The 15,397-nt window shown below is 40.5% G+C and carries 12 protein-coding genes and 2 pseudogenes; 2 read left to right on the top strand and 12 right to left on the bottom strand.

Annotated features, from left to right (window positions below):
- The 4 genes from ACSLFW_RS16285 to ACSLFW_RS16270 are packed head-to-tail and all read right to left on the bottom strand — an operon-like array spanning nucleotide 1 to nucleotide 1,682.
- Nucleotides 1-177 carry a hypothetical protein gene (locus ACSLFW_RS16285; RefSeq protein WP_436556632.1) on the bottom strand — a complete coding sequence of 59 codons (177 nt, stop codon included), beginning with the start codon at nucleotides 175-177 and terminating at the stop codon, nucleotides 1-3.
- 5 nt (nucleotides 178-182) lie between these two features.
- Nucleotides 183-530, bottom strand: coding sequence for a hypothetical protein (locus ACSLFW_RS16280; protein ID WP_436556631.1), 348 nt, complete (start codon nucleotides 528-530; stop codon nucleotides 183-185).
- 16 nt (nucleotides 531-546) lie between these two features.
- Complete coding sequence (locus tag ACSLFW_RS16275; RefSeq protein WP_436556630.1) at nucleotides 547-1,005, bottom strand: hypothetical protein; 459 nt, start codon at nucleotides 1,003-1,005, stop codon at nucleotides 547-549.
- Nucleotides 1,002-1,682, bottom strand: a complete 681-nt coding sequence (locus tag ACSLFW_RS16270) for a peptidoglycan DD-metalloendopeptidase family protein (protein ID WP_436556629.1) — start codon at nucleotides 1,680-1,682, stop codon at nucleotides 1,002-1,004. The genes ACSLFW_RS16275 and ACSLFW_RS16270 overlap by 4 nt, the downstream gene beginning before the upstream one ends.
- Before the next feature lie 151 nt (nucleotides 1,683-1,833).
- Between ACSLFW_RS16270 and ACSLFW_RS16265 the strand changes: the two genes are divergently transcribed.
- On the top strand, nucleotides 1,834-2,022 hold the full coding sequence (locus ACSLFW_RS16265) for a hypothetical protein (protein ID WP_436556628.1): 189 nt from the start codon (nucleotides 1,834-1,836) through the stop codon (nucleotides 2,020-2,022).
- 144 nt (nucleotides 2,023-2,166) lie between these two features.
- On the opposite strand, the gene ACSLFW_RS16260 is transcribed toward ACSLFW_RS16265, so the two are convergent.
- The 8 genes and pseudogenes from ACSLFW_RS16260 to ACSLFW_RS16225 form a co-directional block, all read right to left on the bottom strand.
- A complete protein-coding gene (locus ACSLFW_RS16260) occupies nucleotides 2,167-4,572 on the bottom strand; it encodes an alpha-ketoacid dehydrogenase subunit alpha/beta (protein ID WP_436556627.1) in 2,406 nt (801 codons plus the stop codon).
- A 185-nt stretch (nucleotides 4,573-4,757) separates the two neighbouring features.
- The gene (locus ACSLFW_RS16255) at nucleotides 4,758-7,496 is read right to left on the bottom strand and encodes an aminopeptidase (RefSeq protein WP_436556626.1); all 2,739 of its coding nucleotides are present in this window, start codon (nucleotides 7,494-7,496) and stop codon (nucleotides 4,758-4,760) included.
- Between the two features lie 219 nt (nucleotides 7,497-7,715).
- A pseudogene (locus tag ACSLFW_RS16250) lies at nucleotides 7,716-8,445 on the bottom strand (TIGR00730 family Rossman fold protein).
- Nucleotides 8,446-8,640: 195 nt separating this feature from the next.
- Nucleotides 8,641-11,472, bottom strand: a pseudogene (uvrA, locus tag ACSLFW_RS16245) (excinuclease ABC subunit UvrA).
- A gap of 378 nt (nucleotides 11,473-11,850) precedes the next feature.
- Nucleotides 11,851-13,050 carry an LETM1-related biofilm-associated protein gene (locus ACSLFW_RS16240; RefSeq protein WP_436556625.1) on the bottom strand — a complete coding sequence of 400 codons (1,200 nt, stop codon included), beginning with the start codon at nucleotides 13,048-13,050 and terminating at the stop codon, nucleotides 11,851-11,853.
- 139 nt (nucleotides 13,051-13,189) lie between these two features.
- Nucleotides 13,190-13,651 carry a sensor of ECF-type sigma factor gene (locus ACSLFW_RS16235; RefSeq protein ID WP_436556624.1) on the bottom strand — a complete coding sequence of 154 codons (462 nt, stop codon included), beginning with the start codon at nucleotides 13,649-13,651 and terminating at the stop codon, nucleotides 13,190-13,192.
- Nucleotides 13,652-13,653: 2 nt separating this feature from the next.
- Nucleotides 13,654-14,064, bottom strand: a complete 411-nt coding sequence (locus ACSLFW_RS16230; protein WP_436556623.1) for a hypothetical protein — start codon at nucleotides 14,062-14,064, stop codon at nucleotides 13,654-13,656.
- Nucleotides 14,065-14,094: 30 nt separating this feature from the next.
- Nucleotides 14,095-14,637, bottom strand: a complete 543-nt coding sequence (locus tag ACSLFW_RS16225; RefSeq protein WP_436556622.1) for an RNA polymerase sigma factor — start codon at nucleotides 14,635-14,637, stop codon at nucleotides 14,095-14,097.
- Between the two features lie 98 nt (nucleotides 14,638-14,735).
- Between ACSLFW_RS16225 and ACSLFW_RS16220 the strand changes: the two genes are divergently transcribed.
- Nucleotides 14,736-15,392, top strand: a complete 657-nt coding sequence (locus ACSLFW_RS16220; protein WP_436556621.1) for an HAD family hydrolase — start codon at nucleotides 14,736-14,738, stop codon at nucleotides 15,390-15,392.
- Nucleotides 15,393-15,397: the final 5 nt, after the last annotated feature.

The following is a 15,397-nucleotide window of genomic DNA, read 5'->3' as shown; positions in this document are numbered from 1 at the left end:
CTATTGGTATAGTGCGCTGATGGCGGTTTCAGTTTCAAAACTAATGCGTTCGGGTTTCAGGCCGAGTTTGTAATAACTTTTCTTATTCCACGTAATAAAATGCCCTGTCTGGCTCGTAAATCGGTTTTCACTTCCTTTAATGGCGAAACGAACATTGCGGATTGCAGTTGTCTTCAATCGGTTCATTTCGGTGGAGAAAATGAAAACCACGAAGCTGCAATTCCGGGTTTATTATTCCTCAAGCCTTTATCTGTGCAGGTTATAATCGAATTGTCATCCAAAAATAAATAAACCGTTCCGCCAATATAAAATGAATCATCGCTTACCGGAACCGACAATTGCAGCAAACCGCCTTTTTCAGTCTTTGCCACCTGAACATTCAAACCGCCTCCTAATGCATAATTTTCACAAATAAAATCCCAGCTTGCTGTCGCCGGATAATGTTTACCGTCTTTAAAAATCATGGTTTCCTGAGCCGATGCTTTTACAGCAATGAAAATCCAAAATAAGACAATCAGTTTCTGAAACATAAATTATTAAAAGGAATTATGGTTGGTAAGTATTGGCCCAGTCTTTCGATTTTATGGACGATATTTTATTCTCTTCATTCATCGTCACCCGCAATTCCTTGACGGTGTGTTTCCACTGGTAATCTGCTTTGTAGCGGTAAATGGTGACGTTTTGGGTTTTATTCTGGATTACCTCAACGAGTTTTATGTCTTTAAAATTACCATATTTTATCCTGATTTTCTGACAAGTACGCGTCAATTTTTCGAGGGTTGTGTTTTTAATTACATCTGCAGTCGCTTCATTATTGGTAAATGGCCTGAATTTAGAGGTATTGCACGTATTTAAAAGCCTTTTTCCCAATTCATAGGATTTATTCTTCTGAACTGAATTGACTTCTTCAATTTTGAGAATTACAATTTTATCTTTCTCCGGTCCGTGTTTCGATTTGCAGCCAATCAACAGTAAAAGGCAGCCTATAAATAAGATTTTTTTCATGTCTTTATTTTTAAGAGTAAATTGGGATCCGGACAATTTTCAAGAAAAAACGGCAAATCGCTTTTGCTGCATACGCCGGGATAATCGCCAAATTTATCGCCGATATTTCTGATGATTTGAAAATGAAGATGCGGTGCATAATCCCCATTAACGGCCGCGTCACCTAAAGTCCCGATAGAATTACCTTTTAAAAAAGCCTGTCCGGTTTGTAAATTTTCGATACTTTCAACCGATAAATGTCCGTAAAGCGTATAAAAAACTGTATTTTCAATTTGATGCTCCAAAATTATCGTCGGCCCGTAATCGCCCAAAGCCTTGTTGAATTGAAAACTGTGTACGGTTCCATCCAATGCAGCCAAAACCGAGGTTCCGGCTTTCGTCCACAAATCAATGGCGATGTGGATGTTACGTTCTTCGGCTGAATCCTTATTGAAAATACTGCTTCGTTTGTATAAATCGCGTTTTTCGATATAGCCTCCATAAGCGACTTTAGCGTTTTTTGTCTCGAGGTAATTCTCAACAAATGCTTCAAATGAAACCGATTGATTGAAATCGAGTGCTGATAAAACCGGGTTCGATGCCGACAAATCCATATAAATATAATCCCTGTAAGATATGTTGTCGTCTATTACTTTAACGTTCCCGATATTTTGCACAAGTGAGCCGAAGTCTGTCATCAATTTCAAATTTGAATAAATTTACCATAAAAAAAGCCAACATAAATGAATTTACATTGGCTTATAACTTTTCGTTAAGATAAGAATTTGTTAAGGCTTTTTGGTTTCGACTTTTGTACCGGTTGAACTAACATTTACAGTCGTTCCTTTTTTGCCATCTTTTGTATCTACTTTAATCCCGTCTTTACCTACTTCAACCGAAGTTCCGTCGGTTTTTTCTGGTGCTGGCGGTACTTCAGGAGCTGGTGGAGGTGGCGGAGCAGGTACTTCTGCCGGTACTTCAGGAGCCGGTGGTGGCGGTGGCGGAACATCTTTTTGCAGGAAACCATTGCCATCATAGCGAATGCTCCCAACAGGAGGGTTACTTTTTTCATATTTTAAAAATTTAGTTACTTGATTATAACTATAAATTTAAGGGTTTTATTGTTAGGATGATAGGCGGATGTAAATAAAAAATCCCGACAATAAATCGGGATTTTTTATTTTAATATAAACGTGGGTGCTTTTTCGGATTCGCCTCGCTCATTATCGCATAAACCTTCTCGAAAATATCTTCTGCAGATGGTTTCGAAAAATAATCGCCATCAGTACCATAAGCTGGTCTGTGCGCTTTTGAAGCTAAAGTTTCCGGTTTGCTGTCGAGATATTTATAAGCGTTTTGTTCATCGACGATTTGTTGCAAAATGAATGCTGATGCGCCGCCCGGGACGTCTTCGTCGATTACTAAAAGGCGATTAGTTTTGGCGACACTTTTCACAATATCGTGGTTGACATCGAAAGGCAATAACGACTGAACATCTATAATTTCACAGTCAATTCCAATCTCAAGCAATTCTTTTGCTGCCTGTTCGATGACGCGGAGTGTCGATCCGTAAGAGACAATCGTAATATCTTTTCCCTCTTTAATGGTTTCCACGACTCCGATTGGCGTTGTAAATGCGCCCAAATTGGTCGGCATTTTTTCTTTTAAGCGATATCCGTTAAGGCATTCTACGACCAAAGCTGGTTCGTCAGTTTGCAAAAGCGCATTGTAAAATCCCGCAGCTTTCGTCATATTTCTAGGTACCAAAACGTGAATACCGCGAATCGCGTTAATAATCATTCCCATCGGAGAACCAGAATGCCAGATACCTTCAAGCCTGTGGCCGCGCGTGCGGATGATCAGCGGTGCTTTTTGCTTGCCGCGGGTTCTGTATTGTAAAGTCGCCAAATCGTCGCTCATGATCTGGATTGCGTAGAGCAAATAATCGAGATATTGGATTTCAGCAATAGGGCGGAGGCCTCTCATCGCCATCCCGATGCCCTGGCCCAAAATCGTTGCTTCGCGAATTCCAGCATCTGCAACACGGAATTCTCCATATTTTTCCTGCATGCCTTCCAATCCTTGGTTTACGTCGCCAATATTTCCCGCGTCTTCACCAAAGACTAAAGTTTCAGGATGCTGCGCGAAAATGGCATCGAAATTGTCCCTTAAAATTAATCTTGCGTCAGTAGTTTCGGCACTTTCATCATAAGTTGGCGCAACTTCTTTTACAGAAAATACGTTTTTTGCAGATTCAGAAAACAAATGCGAACTGAATTTCGGCTGGATTTTTTGGGTGTAAGTTGTAATCCAATTCGCTAATTCGGAATGCTTATTTTCAGCAACTAAAAGGCGGAGCGCTTTTCTGGCAGTTGTCAAAATGTCTTTGCGGATTGGCTCTTTTATAGAAGATAATTCTCCGGCAATTTTTTCAATGAAGACTTTATTTTCGCTTGAATTGGCTGCTTTTGAAAGTAATGCAATCAATTCCTGCTGCTCTTCTTTCATTGGTGTCACGAACGCCGTCCATGCTGCTTTTTTGCCTTCAAGTACTTCTTTTTTAGCATTTTCGTCAATGGCGTCAAGTTCTTCAGGAGATGCAATATTTGTAGCAATCATCCACAAACGCATTTGACGGACGCAATCGAAATCAGCTTCCCATTTAAGCCTTTCTTCATTTTTATAACGTTCGTGCGAACCAGAAGTCGAATGCCCTTGCGGCTGTGTCAATTCGTTCACATGAATCAAAACAGGAACGTGTTCTTCACGCGCAATCTGTGCTGCTTTTTGATAAGCATCAATCAACGACGCATAATCCCAGCCTTTCACGCGGATGATTTCGTAACCTTTGTTATTTTCGTCTCTTTGGAAACCTTTGAGGATTTCAGAGATATTTTCTTTTGTAGTCTGGTGGCGCGCGTGCACCGAAATTCCGTATTCATCATCCCAGACGCTCATCACCATTGGCACCTGTAAAACACCGGCAGCATTGATGGTTTCGAAGAATAAGCCTTCGGATGTACTTGCATTTCCAATCGTTCCCCACGCAATTTCATTGCCGTTAATGGAGAAATTGGTCTTGTTTTCGATGCCATTTACATTTCTGTAAATTTTTGAAGCCTGCGCTAATCCGAGCAATCGCGGCATTTGACCAGCAGTTGGTGAAATATCGGCACTTGAATTTTTTTGTAATGTAAGATTTTTCCAATTCCCGTTTTCGTCAAGCGAATGCGTTGCGAAGTGCCCGCCCATCTGCCTTCCGGCCGACATCGGGTCGTGCTCGATATCGGTATGGCCGTACAATCCCGCGAAGAATTGCTGGATATTCATTTCGCCAATTGCCATCATGAAAGTCTGGTCGCGGTAATATCCTGAACGGAAATCGCCATTTTTGAAAGCTTTCGCCATTGCCAGTTGCGGCACTTCTTTCCCGTCGCCGAAAATCCCGAATTTTGCCTTTCCTGTGAGTACTTCGCGCCTTCCTAAAAGACTGCATTCGCGGCTGGTTGTGGCAATTTTATAATCGTTAAGGACTTCTGTCTTAAAATCTTCAAACGAAAGTGCGGGTTTTGTGGTGGCTTCGGTCATAATGGAATTTCTTATCTTTCTGAAACAAATTTAATTAAAAACACGTTACTTTCATAATACTGTGCATAAAATATAATTTAAGTATTGGCAATGAAAAGGCGTCAAATAATTGTTTGATTGCGAAAAATTTATCGAAAATGTTGCAATTATGAAAGATGTTCAGAATAATAGTCTAAATTTAAAATTTAAAACCATTTTCTGGTGAAAAGATTAACGAGGATTTTTGGTTCTAAAGTAACCACGAAACGGATTTTTTCATTGTAATGCGGTTGCGAGATTTCCCATCCGTTGTTGGAATACACCGGAAAATATAATTCAAAATAATCCGTTACCAAATTGAGCCTGATACCGCTGTCATAAACAAATCGTTCGCGTCGGAATTCATTTTTGATAAAGCCCGCGTCGCCGTAAACTTCCACCCAATTCCATACATTGAAACTCATATTTGTGGTCGCCATCCATTGGTTGGCAAAAGGCGTGCTGAGTTTCGACTTGAATCCGCCATCAGCAATGATAACTTGCTGGCTGAAGATCCCGGTAGTTTCCGAACGCCCATAATAATCGTAATCGAAGAGGTAATCAGTTGGTCTGTCAAGTCCGAAACTAAAATAATCAGTATCAGTATTGCGGTATAAAAAAGTCCCTGCGAAAACACGTACATTGAGTTGACGGTTATCGTTAAAAAGTTTACGGAAACCAAATTCAACAGAAGCTTTCCCGAAACTCTTCGACGCCTGTAAATCGGTCATGAAACTCAGGTGTTTCGTGACTTCGGTGTAAGTATCAGTATAACGAAGGTTGAATACATTATAATTTACGGTTTCTTCAGACTGAGGAATGGTGGTATTTTCGCGGCTCACCAACACACTTCTCAAACTCAGGAACTGCTTGTGGTTGTCCCGAAAATCGTCGCTTTCGCGCAAGCGCAGAAAAATAGCAGGATTCAATTTGCTGTAAGCGGCATCCGGTGCGTAGTGCATATAAGAGCCGCTGATCGTATACCTTATATTATACAAATCGCTATTGCGGTTGTATTGGTTGACCAACAACGAAAAACGACCAATTAATGATTGGTTGTTAGGTGAATACATCGGATTCACATCAAAAACGAAAGGCTTGTCGAGAATGGTTTTATTGTGGAAACGCAGTCCCGGCGTAAGTCCGTCATATAAATTATAACCCACTGTCGGCACATACAAAATCTGGTTGTAATAAGGATCTTCAAGGTCTTTCATAAAGACGAACTTAATAGGCCTGTTGCTGATTTTGAAGTTTTTAAGCGAATACCAGTTGTTCCTTAAATTATATTCGGGAATTTCATTGTTATAATTCAGCACGATTTTCGAAGCTCCTTTTCTCGGAAATCTGAAAGTACTGTCGGTGCTGATGTTTTCAAGCCATTCCTTAAAAACGACCTGCTTTTTATTCACGCCGTAAACCGAAACGGGAACAGTCGTATTCGTTCGGTTCTTTACAGTAAAAGTAACGCTGTCATTGGTTTTACTGACGTTACCGAATTTATAATCGACGATTTCACGCGAATCAATTATCGTATTGAAAAACCAATCGATTTTTTTCGGAGTAGCGGTTTTCAGGATATTTTCAAAATCTGCGCGGTCGGTTTGCGCTTGAATTGTGTTTAAAGTATAGAATTTTGAAATGCTGTTCTGAACTTCCGTTTTCCCCATAAAATCTGCCAGATACCTCAAACTCAGTCCGGCACGGTATTTCCCGGCGATCTGCTCGTTAAAACGAATCAGCTTATTTTTCGGTGTTCCTAATGGCTGATCGAGGTTTTTGCGCGCCATCAACATGTAGAAATAACTGTATTGCTCATTGAACGGCAATTGCGTAAGGTTGTAATTTCTCAAAAGCCTGAACCTCGAGAGGCCGCCCATCATCTTACTGTTGGGATAATTTTCGTCGATGTATTGCATCATCGTATACACCTGCAAACCGTCGAAAATCCAGTTGTCTTTGCGCTGGTTGAGGCGAAGGCTGTTCTTCAGGTAATTATTAAGGTAAGTTTTGAGGAATTTGATTTCAAACAAAAAATCATTCGTGAACGGACTCAAAAACGATGGCAACTGGTTCAACCCGTAAAACGGACTTTTCTCATAATCTGCCTGAGAAACCGTAATCCTTTCATGCGGATATTGCCCAAGATGTTCATCGACAAAACGCGTAATCCGGTCAACAATAAGCGCCTTTTGGATGTTATTTACATTTTTGCTTTTGAGATTCGTATAAACTTCAATCTTGTCATTTTTATATTGCTCAAAATCAGATTTTTTGAGGATGAAAATATTGAAATCAGTGCGGTTTTTTCCTAAAAGATTATAAGTTGATTCAATTTTATCGATTTTCAAATCGGTTACCAGATCAGTATTTGCCGGAGTTGACATCGCGATTTCATAATCAGAAATTTCATTCGCGATATCGTCAAAATTCTCGTTGCTGTATTTTAAGAAGGAATGATTTTCATATCGCGCCACTGCCAGAAACCAGTTCTTGAGATACATTCCGCCCTTGTCATCATAACCGTATTTGGTGAATTTATCACTCGGGATTTTGGCTTGGTAAGTCAGATGTAAATGTAAAACCTGATTAGGAAGTAGTTTTTGGGGAAGTATAATTTCTACCAGATCCGGCTGGTCGTCATCACGATTCCATTCCAATTCAGTTTTATTTTCATCTGAAATCACAAGTTTGTTCGTACCGCCGATTTCCGATTTTTTCGCCAGATGAAAAGTCTTGACGAATTCATCCGAAAACCGCTTTCCCAAAGGCGAATTTTTATCTGAATAGGCATTGTTCCAATCATTTAAGATTATCGTTGATAAAGTATCGCCGGTTGCGTTTGTGTAAGTGATTTCCTGTTCTACAAAAAGAATTTTTGCCGCCAAATCAACCTTAACGGACATTTTGGATTTATTCTGCGCAAAATCCTGCAATGGAAAAAGCAGTATCGCAATGGCAAAAACAATTTTACAGAACAATTTCAACGGATTCTTTTTCAAACGGAGTTTCTTATTAGACGGAAATGCGTGCTTTGGTTGCTTCAATCAAGCAAAAACTGCAAAATTCATTTCGTGATTGAACAATCATTGAATGAAGTTTGCAGTCTGATGTTGACTTTTGCTTTAGAAATTCGGACTTAAGGTATACTTTTTATAGAAATTATCCAGCACTTCAACAACCTCTTCTTCGGTATCTACGATTTTTATGAGGTCAAGGTCGCCCGGACTCACGGTTTTATATTTTTCGACCAGAACGGTTTTGATCCAATCCATTAGTCCTGACCAATATTCGCGGCTTACCAATATGACCGGGAATTTTGCTACTTTCTTGGTTTGAATGAGCGTAATCGCCTCGAACATTTCGTCTAAAGTCCCGAATCCGCCCGGCATGACCACGAATCCCTGCGAATATTTCACGAACATCACTTTTCGAACGAAGAAATAATCAAAATTCAGGTTCTTATCGCGATCGATATACGGATTGTAATGCTGCTCAAATGGCAATTCTATGTTGAGTCCGACAGAAGTTCCGCCACCTAAATGCGCCCCTTTATTACCGGCTTCCATAATTCCGGGCCACCGCCCGTAATGACGCCATAACCGGCTTTACTGATTTTAAACGCTATTTTTTTCTGCCAGCAGATAAAAATGCTCGTCAGGTTTTGTCCTCGCCGAACCAAAAATCGAAACGCACGGAACTGATCCTTCCCATCGTTTCATAACCGTTCACGAACTCGGCCATGATCTTAAAAATCGCCCAGCTGTCGTTGGTTCTTATCTCATTCCAGGTCTTTTGTTTTAAGCGGTCATGGATGATTTTATCCTCGTCATTGTCAAAGTCTTGTAATCTCATATTTTGGTAAATTCCAATTTCTAAATTATAAATGCCAGGGGGTAAATGTCAATTTTTAAAACCCAAGCGGGCTAAAGTACACGTTAATATGTAAATTCCAAAATCTAAATGAGAATTTTCAATTTCCAGGGTTTGGAATTTAAATTTTGTCATTTGTGATTTGTTTGTCATTGGACATTTACTATTTGGAATTTATCATAAAAGCTCTTTTTTCAAAAATTGCGCCGTGTAACTTTTCTTATTCTTAGCAACCTGTTCCGGAGTTCCTTTTGCAACCACTTCACCGCCGCCTTTTCCGCCTTCGTATCCAATGTCTATGATGTAATCGGCAAGCTTGATGACGTCCATATTGTGCTCGATAATTAATATGGTATTGCCTTTATCGACGAGCTTATTGATGACTTCCATCAAAACCCGAATGTCTTCAAAATGCAGGCCTGTTGTGGGTTCATCGAGAATGTAAAAGGTATTTCCTGTGTCTTTTTTAGACAATTCTGCTGCGAGTTTAATGCGCTGCGCCTCACCGCCCGAAAGTGTCGTGCTTTGTTGCCCAAGCGTAATATATCCCAAACCAACATCCTGTATCGTCTTGATTTTACGGTAAATCTTCGGAATATTTTCAAAAAATGGAACGGCTTCGTCAACCGTCATGTTCAGAATATCAGAAATCGACTTCCCTTTGTAACGGATTTCCAGTGTTTCGCGGTTGAAACGTTTTCCCTGGCAGGTTTCGCATTCCACATAAACGTCGGGAAGGAAATTCATTTCGATGGTTCGCACGCCTGAACCTTCGCAGGTTTCACATCTGCCTCCTTTGACGTTAAAGCTGAAACGCCCGGCTTTGTAACCGCGAATCATACTTTCAGAAGTCATCGTGAATAAATTCCTGATTTCGGTAAATACCTCGGTATATGTCGCCGGATTCGAGCGTGGTGTACGCCCAATCGGACTTTGGTCAATATCGATTACCTTATCAATATGTTCTAAACCTTCGATTTTCTTGTATGGTTGTGGTTTCTTTACGCCGTTAAAATAAAATTCGTTCAGAATCGGATAAAGCGTCTCATTGATCAACGTCGATTTTCCGCTCCCAGAAACACCCGTCACACAAATCATCTGCCCTAAAGGCAATTCGATGGAAACGTTCTTGAGATTATTTCCTGTCGCGCCAGTCAGTTTCATGAATTTTCCGTTGCCTGCGCGGCGTTTTTTCGGGATCTCGATCTTCATTTTACCGTTCATATACTGAGCGGTCATTGTATCTTCCTTGAGTAATTCCTGCGCCGTTCCACGGCTGATGATTTGCCCGCCGTATTTCCCGGCTTTCGGCCAATGTCAATGACGTAATCAGCGCGCTCAATCATGTCTTTGTCGTGTTCGACGACAATTACGGAATTGCCGATGTCGCGCAATTGTTCGAGTGAATGAATGAGTTTTTCGTTGTCTCTTTGGTGTAAACCAATACTTGGTTCATCCAAGATATGAAAGTACACCGACGAGTTGAGAACCGATTTGCGTTGCAAGCCTGATGCGTTGCGCTTCGCCTCCCGAAAGTGATTTAGAGCTTCTGTTCAAGGATAAATAATCTAACCCGACATTCATCAAAAAGTGCAAGCGATCACGAATTTCTTTGATGATTTCAGTAGCGATGATAAGTTGTTTTTCAGACAAATGCGATTGCAGTTCATTAAACCACGCCGTCAGATCTGAAATGTCCATCGCAGACAATTCGGCGATGTTCTTATCGTTGACGCGAAAATACATCGCTTCTTTTTTCAAGCGCGAGCCTTCGCAAACCGGGCATTTGATTTCGTCCATGAAGTCTTTTGCCCAACGCCTGATTGAGGAAGAACCGCTTTCGTCGTATTGGTTTTTGATGAATTCTGAAATGCCTTCGAACTCAATCTTATATTCTTTTGTGATGCCTAAAGTCTTGGATTCGACGGCGAATTTGTCTTTTCCGCCATTCAGAATTACATCTAAAGCTTCTTCTGAAATTTTTTCAATCGGATCGGTGATTTTGAATCCGTATTTTTCTCCGATGATTTCCAGTTGCTTGAAAATCCATGACGATTTGTATTCGCCCAAAGGCACGAAACCACCTGCTTTTATTGATAATTTCGAATTCGGGATGATTTTCTTGATGTTGATCTGGTTGACAGTTCCGAGTCCGTTGCAGTTGTCGCACGCACCTTTCGGTGAGTTGAACGAGAACAAATTCGGCTCGGGATTCTGGTACGAAATTCCGCTTGACGGACACATCAGATTGCGGCTGAAGAAACGAACGTTATTATCATCCTGGTCTAAAACCATTAAAACATCTTCGCCATGGTACATTGCGGTTTTGATGCTGTCGGCAAGTCTTTTGGCGCTTTCTTCGTTGTTTTCAACCGCTAATCTGTCGACGACAATCTCGATGTCGTGCGTTTTGTAGCGGTCGAGTTTCATCCCGGGCGTGATTTCCTTGATTTCGCCATTGATGCGAACGCGCAGAAATCCCTGTTTGGCAATTTGCTGGAACAATTCGCCGTAATGCCCTTTTCTCGCACGGATTACAGGCGCTAAGATATTGATGCGCTTTCCTTCGAAATTTTCGATAATCAAATCCTTGATCTGCTCGTCGCTGTAACTCACCATTTTTTCGCCGGTGTTGTGGCTGAAGGCGTCGGCACCACGGGCGTAAAGCAAACGCAGGAAGTCGTAGATTTCAGTAATCGTGCCAACAGTCGAGCGCGGACTTTTACTTGTCGTCTTCTGCTCAATCGCGATTACGGGTGATAATCCGTCGATTTTATCAACATCCGGGCGCTCCAATCCGCCGAGGAATTGCCTCGCGTACGCGGAAAAAGTTTCCACATAACGCCGTTGCCCTTCGGCATAAATCGTGTCGAAAGCGAGCGACGATTTTCCGAAGCCCGAAAGCCCTGTAATGACCACTAATTTTTCGCGGGGAATGGTGACGTCTATATTTTTGAGATTGTGCACGCGTGCGCCCAATACCTCTATATTATTTTCTGATTCAAGCATGTTTTTTCGTAGCAAATAAGTGCGCAAAGATACGGTTTATAGTCGGAATTTGAAAACCGGAACGTCAAAGGAAAGTTAATTTAGACCGCTTCGCTGTTAGAAAAAAGACCGCTTTGCTGCAAGACCGCTCGCTGAAAGATTTTGTCAATGATTAAGTTAATATGATGTTTTAGGATTCACAATAGTCTTCCCTTTATCGGGAATGCCCATTACGGAACCGCTTGGAGTTTTTCCCTGTTAGGGAATGGCCATTACGGAGCCGCTTGAAGTTTTCCCCTGACAAAGAATGGCCTTTACGGAGCCGCTTGAGACTTTCCCTTTCGAGGGAAATGTGTTTACGGAACCGCTTGGCATTTTTCCTTAATAATAATTATTGATTTAGCCTTCCTCCAGATTCTCATTAAAAGCTGTCGGAAGCATTTTCGGAATAAACTTAATCAAAATCGGCAACAGCAGACTACCGCCCGGCAAAAGGAAAATCGTGAGTGACGGAATCGTTTTGCAGATTTCAAGCAGTTGTTTTTTGACCTTTTTCTTTTCCTTATCTTCCAAATGACGATGCGTGGAGTGGGTGAGGAGCAACATCAATTCGCCATTGTTGGATAATTCTTTAATGAGACGGTTTTTATTTCTCGTAATCAGTGTAATTACGGCTTGCGTCGAATGATCATAGAAATGCTTAACCGGATTTGAGTAATTGAAATACGGAATCTCTGATTTGTATTTTTGTATGAACTTTTCAGTTGCAGCGGTACTTTCGGCGACAATATCGTCGTTAAGATTCAATAACCCAGCAAGTTGTTTCAGGAACAAAGCTTCAGAATCATCGACTTTTTGATCATTCCACATTGCTAAAACGGCCAAATCCAACAGATAAAATTGCTCTAAATCAGAATCGAAATAATGAAATTCAAGTGATTCCATCGTCTGCACGTCGACTTTTGAAAATTTGGTAAAACGCACAGATGCCTCGAAAAGCTTAATGAGCAAATCGTCGTATTCGGTTTTTCTTGATTTCGTATTCAGCGCCAGCGAAACAATGCTGACAATGGTTTCTTCGAGTTTTTTGAGGTAATTATGTGGAATAGCGTCGTGAATGAGATATTTCCGGAATGCCAATACGTCTTCAAAAAGCAAGGCATTGGTCAATATGTGCGAAAAATTCCGGCTCACAAAATTTTCATTGGTCTGCACGCGGTCGTCGATGATTTTCTCGAGATTTACCGAAGCGGCATTTTCAGGAAGGACTTTCTTTAGTAAATTAAAGCCTTCCGGGCTCATTTCTTTATAAAATGCAACAGCTTTTTCGATAAATATTTCAGGATTGCTTTCGTGTGTGACAAGACCGAAAACATTGTATAAGGTGTTGAGCAGCGCGACTTTAGAGATTTCTTCTGAAGTCAGGCCTCTTATAGAAACTGATTTTGCCGTATCAAATCCGATTACGTGCCCGTAAATAAATCCGGTCGCACGGCTTTTTTTGTAAAATTTTTCAGGATATACCACGACAGGCAGCGGCAACGGATTTTGTTCCGAGAAGAATTTGTCGATCCAGCCTATGGCAGAAGGGTTTATCATTCAGATTTCAGATTTTAGGTTTCAGATTTTGTGAATCTAAACGTTAACCTTTGCTATTGAATCCACAAAGCTATTCATTTTTACGGAATTCTCTTGCTTTTCCTGAGTGCTGTAAAATCTGCTATCACGACCTGAAGTCTTATTTTTCTCCTTTATCACCTTTATCTCCTTTACCGCGATATTGCTTCAGCAACTTTTTATTGAAATCGTCTTCGGCTTTTTTGAGCTTCAGGATTTTCACCGGACTGATAACGCCCTTAAGATTTTGGATGAGTTTTTTGCGGTTTTGCGCTAATTCGTCTTCGACATTTTCAAATTGTGCTAAAAGCGATTGTGCATCTTTGTCGCCCATCGTATCGAGATTGTCTAGTTTGTCTTTAAGCGCACGCATTTTCTTGAATTTAAGTTCGAATTGCTTGTCGTCGAATTCATTAAAAACGGGCCAGAATTTTTCGGCTTCAGCTGAAGAAAGGTCTAATTCTTTTGTGATAAATGCCACTTTTAAAGCTTTTACTTTTTCCTTGACGATTTTTCCGCCTTGGGCAAAACTGATGCCGGAAGCGAATAGCAATAATAGGGTGAATATTTTTACAGTTTTCATAATTAATCTGTTATGTAGTTTTCTAAATTTTCGTTTGTAAGCACATCTTCAATTGTTTTGTCGTCAACGGGAAGATTGATGTCGATATTTTCAATGTCTTGTTTGTCGAGCAGGTTCACCAGATCATATTGTGAAATATCGGATTCTTCACTGAGATAATTTTCAAGTGAAACCGAATCCAGCAGCTCTGTATTTTTCTGGTAATGGTTGTAAACCGGAAGCATCAATCCGAGCACTAAAACGGCTGCGGCAGCAGTAATCCAGTTTTTTCTGCGGGCAAAAATCGAAATCACTTTTGGTTCCGATGCAGGAAGCTGCGACATTATTTTATCGTTGAAATCATCAAAATATCCTTCAGGAGCGGTAAAGCCGGATTTGATTTTCGGATGATCATCTAATTTAAAATCTTTCATAGTGTTATGACTTTTAGCATTGGCAAAGGTTTAATTTCGGGTCATGAATTCTTCGATTTTTTTCACTGCGTGGAAATAGGAAGCTTTGAGTCCGCCTACAGAAGTGCCTAAAATCTCAGAAATCTCTTCATATTTAAGTTCCTGGAAATATTTCATCTTAAATACCAATTGTTGTTTTTCAGGTAAAAGCGCAATCGCTTTTTGCAATTTTATCTGGATTTCATCACCATCGAAATAATCATCTGCTTTTATGTTTTCAATTTGCTTTTGCTGGAATTCCTCGCTGGTTTTTCCGTTTCTTTTCGCTTTATTGTTGATGAAAGTGATCGATTCGTTGGTGGCGATCCTGTAAATCCAAGAGAATAATTTGCTTTCACCTTTAAAGCTTTGAAGGTTGCGGAATACTTTCACGAAAGTGTTCTGCAAAACGTCATCTGCGTCATCATGGTCAATCACAATGTTGCGGATGTGCGCGTACAAAGGCCGTTGGTATTGCGACACAAGCTTTTGAAACGCCTGATTTTGCGTTTTAGGATCCAGTAAAGCGTTGATGAATTCCTGTTCTTCCTGCAAGTGAAAAAGTTTCTGGTTATGACTAAAGATACGTTAAAAGGTTTAATAAGGCGGCGGTATTTAGTAATTTTGAGCCGTAAATTTAACACCATCAAATCATGGTAAAAACAGTAATTTTCGACATGGACGGCGTAATTGTAGACACTGAACCGGTACATCATTATGCATTCATCCAGCATTTTAAGGAATTGAATATTGAGGTTTCTCCGGAAATGTATGCGTCGTTTACGGGAAATTCCACCAAAAATGTTTATGAAAAGCTGAAAGATAAATTCCGGCTGATGCATGATATCCAGTTGCTTATCAATACGAAGAGGCAAATTTTCAACGACGCTTTCGATAAAAAAGAAGATTTGTATCTGCTTGACGGCGTTGAGGATTTGATTAAGGACTTGCACAAAAACGGTATTCAACTGATTCTCGCTTCTTCATCGGCAAAAGTTACGATTGGAAGAATTTTTGACCGTTTTAAATTGCACCAATATTTTACGCACATCGTTTCAGGCGAAGATTTCCCGAAATCGAAACCACATCCGGCGATTTTTGAGCATGCAGCGTCATTATCAATCGCGCCAAAAGAAAACTGCATTGTGATTGAAGATAGTACCAACGGTATCAAAGCGGCAAAAGCTGCCGGGATTTTTTGCGTTGGTTATAACAGTTTCCATTCGAAATTGCAGGATTTAAGTGAAGCTGATGTTGTGATTGAACATTTTTCGGAACTGGATTTTGAGAAGGTCAGGAGTTTAACGTAAAGCAT

The sequence above is a fragment of the Flavobacterium sp. 3HN19-14 genome, from assembly GCF_051373205.1.
Lineage (GTDB): Bacteria > Bacteroidota > Bacteroidia > Flavobacteriales > Flavobacteriaceae > Flavobacterium.
This window is presented reverse-complemented; position numbering and strand designations above follow the sequence as displayed.